The organism is Pseudomonas sp. FSO-7 (genome assembly GCF_059579345.1).
In genome coordinates this window covers 6,247,204-6,260,162 of the sequence record NZ_CM184193.1, presented here as the reverse complement: position 1 = coordinate 6,260,162, position 12,959 = coordinate 6,247,204, and the positions used below count along the sequence as shown (strand labels likewise).

At 62.7% G+C, this 12,959-nt stretch carries 12 protein-coding genes; 4 read left to right on the top strand and 8 right to left on the bottom strand.

Annotation, left to right across the window (positions count from 1 at the left end):
• The first annotated feature begins 92 nt into the window (after positions 1–92).
• Positions 93–1,148, top strand: a complete 1,056-nt coding sequence (locus AC515T_RS27535) for an HAD family hydrolase (protein ID WP_496530729.1) — start codon at positions 93–95, stop codon at positions 1,146–1,148.
• A gap of 335 nt (positions 1,149–1,483) precedes the next feature.
• On the opposite strand, the gene ilvD is transcribed toward AC515T_RS27535, so the two are convergent.
• From ilvD to AC515T_RS27520, 3 genes are all read right to left on the bottom strand, one after another.
• Complete coding sequence (gene ilvD, locus AC515T_RS27530; RefSeq protein WP_496530728.1) at positions 1,484–3,325, bottom strand: dihydroxy-acid dehydratase; 1,842 nt, start codon at positions 3,323–3,325, stop codon at positions 1,484–1,486.
• 418 nt (positions 3,326–3,743) lie between these two features.
• Positions 3,744–4,940, bottom strand: a complete 1,197-nt coding sequence (locus AC515T_RS27525; protein WP_003206543.1) for a class I SAM-dependent rRNA methyltransferase — start codon at positions 4,938–4,940, stop codon at positions 3,744–3,746.
• A gap of 111 nt (positions 4,941–5,051) precedes the next feature.
• The gene (locus AC515T_RS27520; protein WP_496530727.1) at positions 5,052–5,591 is read right to left on the bottom strand and encodes a type 1 glutamine amidotransferase domain-containing protein; all 540 of its coding nucleotides are present in this window, start codon (positions 5,589–5,591) and stop codon (positions 5,052–5,054) included.
• Between the two features lie 233 nt (positions 5,592–5,824).
• On the opposite strand from AC515T_RS27520, the gene AC515T_RS27515 reads away from it, so the two are divergent.
• Genes AC515T_RS27515 through AC515T_RS27505 form a run of 3 tightly spaced genes read left to right on the top strand, consistent with a single transcriptional unit; the run spans position 5,825 to position 7,858 of the window.
• Positions 5,825–6,640, top strand: a complete 816-nt coding sequence (locus AC515T_RS27515; protein WP_192262654.1) for an HDOD domain-containing protein — start codon at positions 5,825–5,827, stop codon at positions 6,638–6,640.
• A 30-nt stretch (positions 6,641–6,670) separates the two neighbouring features.
• Complete coding sequence (mutM, locus tag AC515T_RS27510; RefSeq protein WP_053188961.1) at positions 6,671–7,483, top strand: bifunctional DNA-formamidopyrimidine glycosylase/DNA-(apurinic or apyrimidinic site) lyase; 813 nt, start codon at positions 6,671–6,673, stop codon at positions 7,481–7,483.
• Between the two features lie 54 nt (positions 7,484–7,537).
• Positions 7,538–7,858, top strand: coding sequence for a multidrug transporter (locus tag AC515T_RS27505; RefSeq protein WP_496530726.1), 321 nt, complete (start codon positions 7,538–7,540; stop codon positions 7,856–7,858).
• Between the two features lie 163 nt (positions 7,859–8,021).
• Here the strand turns inward: AC515T_RS27505 and AC515T_RS27500 are convergent, their stop codons facing one another.
• The 5 genes from AC515T_RS27500 to AC515T_RS27480 all read right to left on the bottom strand — a co-directional run bounded on the left by AC515T_RS27500 (position 8,022) and on the right by AC515T_RS27480 (position 12,890).
• Positions 8,022–8,273, bottom strand: a complete 252-nt coding sequence (locus tag AC515T_RS27500; RefSeq protein ID WP_009683359.1) for a YfhL family 4Fe-4S dicluster ferredoxin — start codon at positions 8,271–8,273, stop codon at positions 8,022–8,024.
• A gap of 134 nt (positions 8,274–8,407) precedes the next feature.
• Entirely contained in the window at positions 8,408–8,887 is a 480-nt protein-coding gene (gene coaD / locus AC515T_RS27495) for a pantetheine-phosphate adenylyltransferase (RefSeq protein ID WP_003177462.1), read from the bottom strand.
• Between the two features lie 250 nt (positions 8,888–9,137).
• The gene (locus AC515T_RS27490; RefSeq protein WP_496530725.1) at positions 9,138–10,733 is read right to left on the bottom strand and encodes a GMC family oxidoreductase; all 1,596 of its coding nucleotides are present in this window, start codon (positions 10,731–10,733) and stop codon (positions 9,138–9,140) included.
• Positions 10,734–10,883: 150 nt separating this feature from the next.
• Positions 10,884–11,429 carry a twin-arginine translocation pathway signal protein gene (locus tag AC515T_RS27485; protein ID WP_496530724.1) on the bottom strand — a complete coding sequence of 182 codons (546 nt, stop codon included), beginning with the start codon at positions 11,427–11,429 and terminating at the stop codon, positions 10,884–10,886.
• Between the two features lie 30 nt (positions 11,430–11,459).
• Entirely contained in the window at positions 11,460–12,890 is a 1,431-nt protein-coding gene (locus tag AC515T_RS27480) for a coniferyl aldehyde dehydrogenase (RefSeq protein WP_496530723.1), read from the bottom strand.
• Positions 12,891–12,959 lie beyond the last annotated feature (69 nt).

Genomic DNA, 12,959 nt, shown 5'->3' with positions numbered 1-12,959 from the left:
TGGCGTGATCAGGACGCGCGCGGTCGCGGCTGGGTGAGGACTGTCATACGCATTTGTTAGCGTCGAGTTCTTTGAACCTGGGAGAAATGCCGATGAAGCTCGCACCTCGTTTTCTCGCTGTCGCCTTGAGTCTTGGTCTTGCCGGCCAGGTGCTCGCCACCGAACTCAAGCACTGGCCGGCGGAGCAGGCCAAGGCCCTGGACGCGATGATCGCGGCCAACGCCAACAAGGGTAACTACGCGGTGTTCGACATGGACAACACCAGTTACCGCTACGACCTTGAGGAATCGTTGCTGCCGTTCATGGAGAACAAGGGCCTCATCACCCGGGACAGCCTGGACCCGTCCTTGAAGCTGATGCCGTTCAAGGACACGGCCGACCACAAGGAAAGCCTGTTCAGTTATTACTACCGCCTGTGCGAAGTGGATGACATGGTCTGCTATCCGTGGGTGGCCCAGGTGTTCTCGGGCTTCACGCTCAAGGAGCTCAAGGGCTATGTCGATGAGTTGATGGCGTCCGGCAAACCGGTGCCGACCACGTATTACGACGGCGACAAGGTGGTCCAGTACAACGTCAACCCGCCGAAAATCTTCACCGGCCAGGCCGAGCTGTACAACAAGCTGATGGAAAACGGCATCGAGGTCTATGTCATGACCGCCGCTTCCGAAGAACTGGTGCGCATGGTCGCCTCGGACCCGAAATACGGCTACAACCTCAAGCCACAGAACGTGATCGGCGTGACTACGCTGCTCAAGGACCGCAAGACCGGCGAGCTGACCACCGCCCGCAAGCAGATCACCGCGGGTAAATATGACGAGAAGGCCAACCTTGGCCTGGAGTACACACCTTATCTGTGGACCCCGGCGACCTGGATGGCCGGCAAGCACGCGGCGATCCTGACGTACATCGACGAATGGAAAAAACCGGTGCTGGTGGCGGGTGACACGCCGAGCAGTGACGGCTACATGCTGTTCCACGATGTGGACGTGGCCAAGGGCGGCATCCACCTGTGGGTCAACCGCAAGGACAAATACATGACCCAGATCAACGGCATGATGGCCAAGCACGCGGCGGCTCAGGCCAAAGAAGGGCTGCCGGTGACGGCGGACAAGAACTGGGTGATCGTCAAGCCGGAAGACATCCAATAAGACCCACGACCTTCTGTGGGAGCGAGCTTGCTCGCGATGGCGATGGTTCAGTAACACTTTTGCTGGCTGACACACCGCCATCGCGAGCAAGCTCGCTCCCACAGGAGTACCAGGGACTCGAAAATAGGTGAACCCGTGGCGAGGGAGCTTGCTCCCGCTGGGCTGCGCCGCAGCCCCAAAATCGTCAGCTCACACACGGATGTTAGGGGCTAACTTTTGGGGCCGCTTCGCGCCCCAGCGGGAGCAAGCTCCCTCGCCACAAAGGATCACCGGGTTTTATGGCATCAAAAAAAGCCCCGCACTTGGCGGGGCTTTTTTATTGCGGCTATGGACGCTTACAGGCCGTCAAGCATCGCCTTGTTACGCACCGCGCCCTTGTCGGCGCTGGTGGCGAGCAGGGCGTAGGCCTTGAGGGCCGTGGTGACTTTGCGCGGACGCACTTCCACCGGTTTCCAGCCCTTGTTGTCCTGTTCGATGCGACGCCCGGCCAGTTCTTCGTCGCTGATCAACAGGTTGATCGAGCGGTTCGGAATGTCGATCAGGACCTTGTCGCCATCGCGCACCAGGCCGATGGCGCCGCCAGCCGCCGCTTCCGGCGAAGCGTGGCCGATGGACAGGCCCGAGGTGCCACCGGAGAACCGGCCATCGGTCAGCAAGGCGCAGGCTTTGCCCAGGCCTTTGGACTTCAGGTAGGACGTCGGGTAGAGCATTTCCTGCATGCCCGGGCCGCCTTTCGGGCCTTCGTAGCGAATGATCACGATGTCGCCGGCCTTCACTTCGTCAGCGAGGATGCCGCGCACGGCGCTGTCCTGGCTTTCGAAAATCTTCGCGTTGCCTTCGAACACGTGGATCGACTCGTCGACGCCGGCGGTCTTCACCACGCAGCCATCCAGGGCGATGTTGCCGTACAGCACGGCCAGGCCGCCTTCCTTGGAGTACGCGTGCTCAACGCTGCGGATGCAGCCGTTTTCACGGTCGTCGTCCAGGGTTTCCCAACGGGTCGACTGGCTGAACGCGGTTTGCGTCGGAATGCCCGCCGGGCCTGCCTTGAAGAAGTGATGCACGGCCTCGTCGGTGGTCTGGGTGATGTCCCACTTGGCGATGGCCTCGGCCATGGTCTTGCTGTGCACGGTCGGCAGGTCGGTGTGCAACAGGCCGCCACGGGCCAGGGAGCCGAGGATGCTGAAGATCCCGCCGGCACGGTGCACGTCTTCCATGTGGTACTTCTGGATGTTCGGCGCGACCTTGCACAGTTGCGGCACGTGACGGGACAGGCGGTCGATGTCGCGCAGGTCGAAATCGATCTCGGCTTCCTGGGCCGCGGCCAGCAAGTGCAGGATGGTGTTGGTGGAACCGCCCATGGCGATGTCCAGGGTCATGGCGTTTTCGAACGCCTTGAAGTTGGCGATGTTGCGCGGCAGCACCGATTCGTCGTTCTCGCCGTAGTAGCGCTTGCACAGCTCGACGATGGTCCGGCCGGCTTGCAGGAACAACTGCTCGCGATCGCTGTGGGTCGCGAGGGTGGAGCCGTTGCCCGGCAGGGCCAGACCCAGGGCTTCGGTCAGGCAGTTCATCGAATTGGCGGTGAACATGCCGGAGCACGAACCGCAGGTTGGGCAGGCGCTGCGCTCGTACTCGGCGACCTTCTCGTCAGAGGCGCTGGAGTCGGCGGCGATCACCATGGCATCGACCAGGTCGAGGCCGTGGCTGGCGAGCTTGGTCTTGCCGGCTTCCATCGGGCCACCGGAGACGAAGATCACCGGGATGTTCAGGCGCAGGGCGGCCATGAGCATGCCCGGGGTGATCTTGTCGCAGTTGGAAATGCACACGATGGCGTCGGCGCAGTGGGCGTTGACCATGTATTCGACGGAGTCGGCGATGATCTCGCGGCTCGGCAGCGAATAGAGCATGCCGTCGTGGCCCATGGCGATGCCGTCGTCCACGGCGATGGTGTTGAATTCCTTGGCCACGCCGCCGGCGCGTTCGATTTCCCGGGCAACCAGTTGGCCGAGGTCCTTGAGGTGGACGTGGCCCGGTACGAATTGGGTGAAGGAGTTGGCAATGGCGATGATCGGCTTCTTGAAGTCGTCATCCTTCATCCCCGTGGCGCGCCACAAGGCACGGGCGCCGGCCATGTTGCGGCCATGGGTGGATGTTTTCGAGCGGTAATCAGGCATGGAGCACTCCGGGCGGCTAATCAGGTACTTATCAGGTATCAATGGGGAAGTGAGCTTCTGTCGACGTCTGGAGCACTCGGGTTTGGCCGTGTGTCCGGACGTGGCCGATGACTTTGCAGGATCACTGCGCGCCTCGGCATGAGCTCATAAACCCGCCGGGGATGAATGGCGATGAATGCCCCGATTCTACACCGCTGGCGCCAGGATGAAATGACGCAAAGCGCTGATCGGGCGCCAATGTCGTGCGCGGGATGACGACTGGCAGGGTTCAGCCGGCCAACAGCCCCCTGTTACGCTGCCGGAGCAGGGTGACTTGCAAGGCGGGGACTGATCAGGCACGCAAAAAAAATCGCAGCCAAGGCTGCGATCAGGTTGCCAGTCGGGAGGCACAGCGCTACGGCACTGGCCCCGCCAGGCTTCAGCTGTTGGGCAACAACCGGCAGGTGATGCTCTTGATGTAGCGGGTTTCGGCAATGGCCGGGTGTACCGGATGGTCTGGCCCTTGGCCGCCGCGTTCGAGCAGTTGGATGTTGCGGTCCAAGTGACGGGCGCTGGTCAGCAGGATGTTTTGCAGGTCGTCTTCGGGCAGGTGCATCGAGCACGACGCGCTGACCAGGATGCCGTCCTTGCTGAGCAGGCGCATGGCTTGTTCGTTGAGGCGGCGATAGGCGCCTTCGCCGTTCTTCAGGTCTTTCTTGCGCTTGATGAAGGCCGGTGGGTCGGCCACGATCACATCGAAACGTTCTTCGCTGGCCTTGAGCTCTTTCAGGGCCTCGAACACATCGCCTTCGATGCAGGTCAGCTTCTCGGCGAAGCCGTTCAACGCGGCGTTGCGCTCGACACCGTCGAGGGCGAAGGCCGAGGCGTCGACGCAGAACACTTCACTGGCGCCGAACGCCGCGGCTTGCACGCCCCAGCCGCCAATGTAGCTGAACAGGTCCAGCACGCGCTTGCCCTTGGCGTACGGCGCCAGGCGTGCGCGGTTCATGCGGTGGTCGTAGAACCAGCCGGTTTTCTGGCCTTCCATGACCGGCGCTTCGAACTTCACGCCGTTCTCTTCCAGGGCGACCCATTCCGGTACGAGGCCGAACACGGTCTCGACGTAGCGGTTCAGGCCTTCGGCGTCACGGGCCGCGGAGTCGTTCTTGAAGAGGATGCCGCTGGGCTTGAGCACCTGGGTCAGGGCGGCGATCACGTCGTCCTTGTGGGCTTCCATGGTGGCCGAGGCAATTTGCACCACCAGGATGTCGCCGAAACGGTCGACCACCAGGCCTGGCAACAGGTCGGAGTCGCCGTAGACCAGGCGATAGAACGGCTTGTCGAACAGCCGCTCGCGCAGGGACAACGCCACGTTGAGGCGATGCACCAGCAGGGACTTGTCCAGCGGCAGCTTCACGTCACGGGACAGCAGTCGGGCGCAGATCAGGTTGTTGGGGCTCATCGCGACGATGCCCAACGGCTTGCCGCCGGCGGCTTCGAGGATGGCCTGGTCGCCGGCCTTGAAGCCGTGCAGGGGCGTGGCGGCCACATCGATTTCGTTGCTGTAGACCCACAGGTGGCCGGCGCGCAGGCGACGGTCGGCGTTGGCTTTGAGGCGCAGGCTAGGCAGGGACATGACGTCGCTCCGGAAAAAAGAGCGGGAGTATACCGTGTTGTAACCCTGGCGGGGCTTGTGGTGGACATGTGGTGAGGGAGCTGGCTCCCTCGCCACGGTATCGAGCAGGCTTCAGGCGGACAACGCGCTGAGCAACTCGCGGTTGAATGCCGGGATGTCATCGGGCTGGCGGCTGCTGATCAACGTGCCGTCCTTGACCACTTCCTCGTCAACCCAGTTCGCGCCGGCGTTGACCAGGTCATCCTTGAGGGTCTTGTAGCTGGTCATGGTCTTGCCCTTGACCAGCCCGCTCGACACCAGCAGCCAGCCACCATGGCAGATCACCGCAATGGGCTTGCCCGCCGCCTCGAAGCCCTTGACCAGTTTCTGCGCATCGGGGTCGATGCGGATGGTGTCGGAGTTCTGCACACCACCGGGCAGCACCACGGCGTCGTATTGCTCGACATTGGCGGCCTTGAAGGTCAGGTCGATCGGGAAGTCGTCGGCCGGCTGATCATGGTTCCAGCCCTTGACCTGGCCTTCGCGGGCCGAAACGATGTCCACCTTGACGCCGGCCTGTTCCAGCGCCTGCTGGGGGCCGGTCAGTTCGGCTTGTTCAAAACCGTCGGTCACCAGGATGGCGACACGTTTGTTGTTCAGGGAGCCTGGCATGAAAAAATCTCCTCAAGCTGAGTGACTGGACTGCCGACTCAAGCCTGCAGGCAGGCTTGGCTGTCGGCCCTGTAAAGTCCGAAGCCGATGTCTGGATGAAAGTTCCGCCGATCTACCCGGCGGTGTATCGGATCCATCTTTAAGGGTTAGAATCCCCGCCTGACCCAGAGTGTGTACTCATGTCCAAAGAACTTTCCGCCGAACAGATCCAACAGTCCCTGCAAGGGATCAGTGTGCCGCCCCAGCCGCAGATCATGGTGGATCTGCAGATGGAACAGTACATGCCCGACCCGGACCTGGAGACCATCGCCAAATTGATCTCCCAGGACCCGGGTCTCTCGGGAGCCTTGCTCAAGATCGTCAACTCGCCGTATTACGGCCTGCGCAACAAGATCACCTCGATCCAGCGCGCGGTGAACCTGCTGGGCAGCCGTTCGATCATCAACCTGATCAATGCGCAGTCGATCAAGGGCGAGCTGCACGACGACGCCATCGTGACCCTGAACCGCTTCTGGGATACGGCCCAGGACGTGGCGATGACCTGCCTGACCCTGGCCAAGCGTGTCGGCCTGGAGAACGGTGACGAAGCCTATGCCTTGGGGTTGTTCCACGATTGCGGCGTGCCGTTGATGCTCAAGCAGTTCCCCAACTACATGAGCGTGCTGGAGGAGGCCTACGCCAGTGCCAGCGCCGAGTGCCGGGTGGTGGACACCGAGAACCGGGTGTTCAACACCAACCATGCGGTGGTCGGTTACTACACCTCCAAATCCTGGCGCCTGCCGGATCACGTCAGCCAGGCCATCGCCAACCACCACAACGCTCTGGCGGTGTTCAGCGACGACTCTTCACGTAACAACAGCCAGTTGAAAAACCTGCTGGCGATCCTGAAGATGTCCGAGAACATCTGTGCGTCCCACCGGGTGCTCGGCAATCAGGCCGAAGACCATGAGTGGGATAGCGTCGGCAGCCTGGTGCTCGACTACATCGGGTTGTCGGAATACGACTTCCAGACCCAGAAACAGGAAATTCGCGACCTCGCCTCTCGTTGAGTGCGCGGCGTCGCCTGACGCGAGAACCCCATGCCAGAACTGCCGGAAGTCGAAACCACCCGTCGCGGCATCGCGCCCCATCTTGAAGGCCAGCGGGTCAGTCGCGTGGTGGTCCGCGACCGCCGCCTGCGCTGGCCGATCCCGGAAGACCTCGACGTGCGGCTCTCGGGCCAGCGCATCGTGCAGGTGGAGCGGCGGGCCAAGTACCTGTTGATCAATGCCGAGGTCGGCACGTTGATCAGCCATCTGGGCATGTCCGGCAACCTGCGCCTGGTGGAGGTCGGCATGCCCGCCCTCAAGCACGAGCACGTGGACATCGAGCTGGAGTCCGGCCTGGCCTTGCGCTACACCGACCCTCGGCGCTTCGGCGCGATGCTCTGGAGCCTCGACCCGCTCAATCACGAACTGTTGATTCGCCTCGGCCCCGAGCCGTTGACCGACCTGTTCGACGGCGAGCGGTTGTTCCAGCTTTCGCGGGGGCGCTCCATGGCGGTCAAACCGTTCATCATGGACAACGCGGTGGTGGTGGGCGTGGGCAATATCTATGCGACCGAGGCACTGTTCGCCGCCGGGATCGACCCGCGTCGGGCCGCCGGAGGCATTTCCCGGGCGCGTTACCTGAAGCTGGCGATCGAGATCAAGCGCATCCTCGCCCATGCCATCGAGCGCGGCGGCACCACGTTGCGGGACTTCATCGGTGGGGATGGCCAGCCCGGCTATTTCCAGCAGGAGCTGTTCGTCTACGGTCGGGGCGGGGAACTGTGCAAGGTCTGTGGCACGGGGCTGCGGGAAATCCGCCTGGGCCAGCGCGCCAGTGTCTGGTGTCCGCGCTGCCAGAGCTGATGCGTCCGACGGTCTATAGTCAGTAATCAACTGCTTTAGCCGAAGGATCGTCCGATGAAAGTGCTTCGACCTGTCGTTCTAGCGCTGCTGCTGAGTGTCGGTTTGCCTGCCCTGGCGAACAGTGGCAGCGGCGACCCGCGCTACACCATCCAGAATCCGCCGGCTTTTGCCATGATCGGTGATCTGCTGATCGCCCGCCCACTGCTGCTCGCCGCCACGGTGATCGGGGCTGGGGCATTCGTGGTGTCGTTGCCCTTTACCGCGCTGGGCGGCGGGGTCGGCGATGCGGGGAAAGCGTTGGTGGTGGACCCGGCGAAGGCCACGTTCGTGCGGTGCCTGGGGTGTGTGGGGGAGGGGTTTGAGCGGCAGGAGTGAGGCAGGCTGTTGGATCTTGGGTGCAACTGATGGCCCTATCGCGAGCAGGCTCGCTCCCACAAGGGATTTTGCTCAAGACACAAATTATGTGAGCACAGCGAATCCCTGTGGGAGCGAGCCTGCTCGCGATAGGGCCGGCACAAACACTGCAAAGCCACCTGGCTCAAGCCTTGCCAGTAATCCTGCGATATTTCGCCATCAACTGCTCTTCCGTCTCCGGATGAGCCTCGTCCAGCGGGATGCAATCGACCGGGCAAACCTGCTGGCACTGGGGTTCGTCGTAATGGCCGACGCACTGGGTGCACAGGTTCGGGTCGATGACGTAGATCTCCTCGCCTTGGGAAATGGCCTCGTTCGGGCATTCGGGTTCGCAGACGTCGCAATTGATGCAGTCGTCGGTGATGATCAGGGACATGCAGGCTCCTGCCGGGGCGTTGGGCCCGGGCATCTGAAAAACGTATGGGCGCAATTGTGCCGCATTGGCGAGCGCAGTGCACGCGGGCGCGATGGACTGCGCTGCGCTGCGAGGTAGCTCGCAGCGCCAGCCGGTTATTTCTTGAAGCGCAGGGTCAGCGCATCGGCCACGGCCGGGTGGACGAACTTGGTGATATCACCGCCCAACGCCGCAATTTCCCGTACCAGGGTCGAGGAAATGAAGGAGTAGCGCTCCGACGGTGTCAGGAACAGGCTCTCGACGTCCGGTGCCAATTGGCGGTTCATGTTGGCCAGTTGGAACTCGTACTCGAAGTCCGAGACCGCGCGCAGGCCGCGCAGGAACACATTGGCGTTCTTTTCCTTGGCGAAGTGGGCCAACAGCGTCGAAAAGCCGACCACTTCCACGTTGGGCAGGTGCTTGGTGACCTCGCGGGCCAGTTCCACACGTTGCTCCAGCGGGAACAGCGGGTTCTTCTTGGGGCTGGCGGCGACGGCAATGATCACATGGTCGAACAGGCGCGCGGCGCGTTCGACCAGATCGCCATGGCCCTTGGTAATAGGGTCGAAGGTACCTGGGTACAACACTCGGTTCATCGCGTCGTCCTGGCGGGAGTCCGTTGGGGAGTCGGATGGTATCGCAGCCTTCTCGGTCGGCCAAGTCGGCTGTTGGATAAGAAAGCACTATAGACGCTGCGAATAATCCGGATATTCACACGTTCGGTAAACCCGTGGCGAGGGAGCTTGCTCCCGCTGGGCTGCGCAGCAGGCCCATTCTGTGAGTGCTTCGCGCTCAAGCGGGAGCAAGCTCCCTCGCCACGGGGGCGTTGTTTTTTCAATACGTAGCTCATGGGTTTTTCAGGCGTTCGGCCAGGGCCGTCGCCAATTGCGCGGTCAGCCCGTACACCGACAATTGTGGGTTGGCGCCGATGCTGGTGGGAAACAGCGAGCCGTCATGGATCGACAGGTTGCCCAGTTGGTGATGGCGGCCCAGGCTGTCGGTGACGGCGGTTGTCGGGTCTTCACCCATGGCGCAGCCACCCATCACGTGGGCACTGCCCAGGCGCGTGCGATACAAGGCCAGGTCGAGCCCGTCGATCAGCGTGCGGGCCTCGGCCAGGGTCTTCACGTAGCGGGCGTCGTTGTGCAGGGGCATCACCGCCTTGGCGCCGCCGGCGAACTGGATCTCGGCCATGCTGTGGAAGGCCCGGCGCAGGCCGTCCCAGGTATACGGCGAAACGGGGTAGTCGAGCACGGGCGTGCCGTCGCTACGCAACTCGACGCGGCCCCCGGGGCTGTCTGGGTGAAAACCGTCGCGCAACAGCGCGAGCATGGCGTGGGTGTGGGGCAGTCGGGACATGTGCAAAGCGTTCTCGGGGCCGAACCCGCCCAATAACGTGGTAGCGAGGGCCGGGTGCAAGGGCGGGACTTCGAGCTTGTAGGCCATCTTGCCGGTGGCCCCGTCCTGCCATTGGAAGTGATCCGAATAAATCGATTGCGGCGCACCGTAGAACGGGTTGATGACCTCGTCGAATTGCCCGGCGGACATGTTCACCAGGTGCAGGAAGGTGCGCTTGCCCAAGCGCTCGTGCGGGTCGGGCGCAGCCGAGCGCAGCAGCAGGCCCGGGCTGTTGATGCCGCCGCCCGCCAGCACGTAGTGCCGCGCCTTGACGGTGATGCGCCGCCCGGTCGGCGCCACGCAACCCTCGTCCATGGCCTGGCACTCAAGGCCTACGACGGCATCGTTTTTGATCGTCAGGCGCTCGGCCCGCGCCAGGTAAAGCAGCGCGCCACCCTTGTCCAGCGTGGCCGGGATGGTGGTGACCAGCATCGACTGCTTGGCGTTGGTCGGGCAGCCCATGCCGCAATAGCCCAGGTTCCAGCAGCCGCGGACATTGCGCGGGATGACGTGCCAGGCGTAGCCAAGCTGTTCGCAGCCTTTGCGGATCACGTCGTTGTTGGCGTTGGGCGGAACGAGCCACGGCGCCACACCCAGGCGCTGTTCCATCTGTTCGAACCAGGGTGCCATTTCAGCGCGGCCGTGGCCCTTGACGTTGTGCTCGGCGGCCCAGTGATCGAGGGTCTGGTCGGGTGTGCGGAAGCTGGAGGTCCAATTGATCAGCGTCGTGCCACCGACCGCCCGGCCCTGGAGAATGGTGATGGCGCCGTCCTTGCTCATGCGCCCAAGGCCTTCCTGGTACAGGCTGCTGTAGGCCTGGTCTTCGAGCAGCTTGAAGTCATGGCTGGTCTTGAGCGGTCCTTCCTCGATCAGCAACACCTGGTAGCCGGCAGCGCTGAGGATTTCCGCCGTAGTGCCGCCACCGGCACCGCTGCCGATGATGGCCACGTCCGCTTCCAGGGTCAGGTCCTCGGTCAACTGCGCGCCGTTGTAGGTGGTCCAGCCACGGGCGAGGCCTTCGCGGAAGGGATCGGGTACGGGCATGTTCGGGGCTCTCTTATTGTTATGAGTTGACGATGAAGAACCCTGTGGGAGCGGGCTTGCTCGCGAATGCGGTTGTACATTCAACATTTATGCAAGCTGACACACCGCTTTCGCGAGCAAGCCCGCTCCCACAGGGGCCTGGTCTGGCTTTCAGACCGTTGGCGGTCCTGGATACCCGCAATGCGCCCACGCCTCGGGGCGGTTGTACCAGGCCATCATCACCAATTGCAGTAACGAGCTGTGACCTTGTCGCAGCAGGTCCAGCGAACTGTTTTCCCACCGATCGAGGAACTGGCGGATGTCATCGATGCTGGCGTTTTCCCACGCCCCCCAAACCCCGGTCAGGGGGCCACGGGTGACGCCCAGCGTGAGCACATCGAACAGCTGGTGCGTGAGCTTGAGCATGGCGGGGGACAAGTGGGCCAGGGTTCTGTCCAGGCTGCCCAGGGTCGCGTCAGTGGCGGCGGGGAGCTGCCCGACGGCCATTGCGCCGTCCAGCATCACCGGGATGACGGCGCGTAAAAACGCCAGGTCGCTGTCGCGCAGGGCCGCCAGGCCGGCGGCCGGTTGGCTTGGCGAGCAACCGCTCAGGCTGGCGCCCAGCCCGACGGTGGCCAGGAAGGCACTGGCGCCGAGGCTGAATTTCAGCAGGCCGCGCCGTGACAGCGCGGGGGTATCGGTGAGGCTGGGATTCATTATTGTGATTTACCCGGAAAAAGACGCGCGTCAGCGGACAAACAGCTTCTGGATCAGTTTCTGCAAAGGCTTGCCGTAAGGCGGATAAATCAGCTTCGCTGCGTTGAATCGCTGTTTGGTCAGCACGCCTTTGGCCTTGCTGAAGGTCAGGAAGCCCTCATGCCCATGGTAATGCCCCATGCCCGAGGGCCCGATGCCGCCGAACGGCATGTCATCCTGGGCGACATGCAACAGCGTGTCGTTCAGGCAGACGCCGCCGGAGTGGGTTTCGTGGAGCACGCGATGCTGTTCGGCCTTGTTGTAGCCGAAGTAGTAGAGCGCCAGCGGGCGAGGGCGCTGATTGATGTAGGCAAACGCTTGGTCGAGATTGTCATAGGGCACGATGGGCAACAGCGGGCCGAAGATCTCGTCCTGCATGACGGTCATCTCATCATTGACGTTGAGCAGCAGGCTGTGGGCCATGCGACGGCCCTGGCCTTGCTCGAACAGCTCGATCAGCAACGCGCCCTTGCCGGTGGCGTCGCTGATGTAGCCGTTGAGCCGCGCTAGTTGTCGTTCGTTGATGACGGCGGTGTAGTCCGGGTTGTCCGCCAGGGTCGGATAAAACCCGCGAACTGCCTCGCGATACGCCTCGACGAACTCGCCGACGCGGTTCTGCGGCACCAGCACGTAGTCCGGGGCGACACAGGTTTGCCCGGCATTCAGGGTTTTGCCGAAGGCAATGCGTTCGGCGGCGTCCTTGATGGGTACATCGACCGACACGATGGCCGGCGATTTCCCACCCAGCTCCAGGGTGACCGGGGTCAGGTTTTCGGCAGCGGCGCGCATGACATGCTTGCCGATGCTGGTGGCACCGGTGAACAACAGGTGATCGAAGGGCAGCTTGGAAAACGCCATGCCCACCTCTGCCTCGCCGAGCACCACACACACCAGGTCCTGGGGGAAGACCCGGGCCAGCAATTGCTTGAGCAGCAGGCCGGTCGCCGGTGTCGATTCACTGAGCTTGAGCATCACCCGGTTGCCCGCCGCCAACGCCCCTACCAGCGGCCCGATGGCCAGGAACAACGGGTAATTCCACGGCACAATGACCCCGACCACGCCCAACGGCTGATAGATCACTTTGGCTGAGGCCGGTTGAAAGGCCATGCCTACCTTGCGCCGGGAGGGTTTCATCCACCCCTGGAGGTGCCGGCTGGCGTAATGGATGCCGTGCAGGCTTGGCATCAGCTCGGCCAACAGTGTCTCGTCGGCGCTGCGGTGGCTGAAATCCTGGCTGATGGCGTCGATCAAGGCTTGTCGTTCATTGCTCAATACTTCGCGCAATGCCTTGAGCCATTGTCGGCGCTGTTCGGCCGGGGGCATCGGATGAGCGACGTAGGCCTGGCGTTGGGCATCGAAGAGCGACCGCAGCTCGTCCAGTTGTTGTTGAGACTCGTGCAGGTAGGCAACGTCGGCAGGCATCGTCAGGCACCGGATATTATTAGAATGGGTGTTTTCTAGAGCTTGTACTCTAGAAAGTCAATGACATCC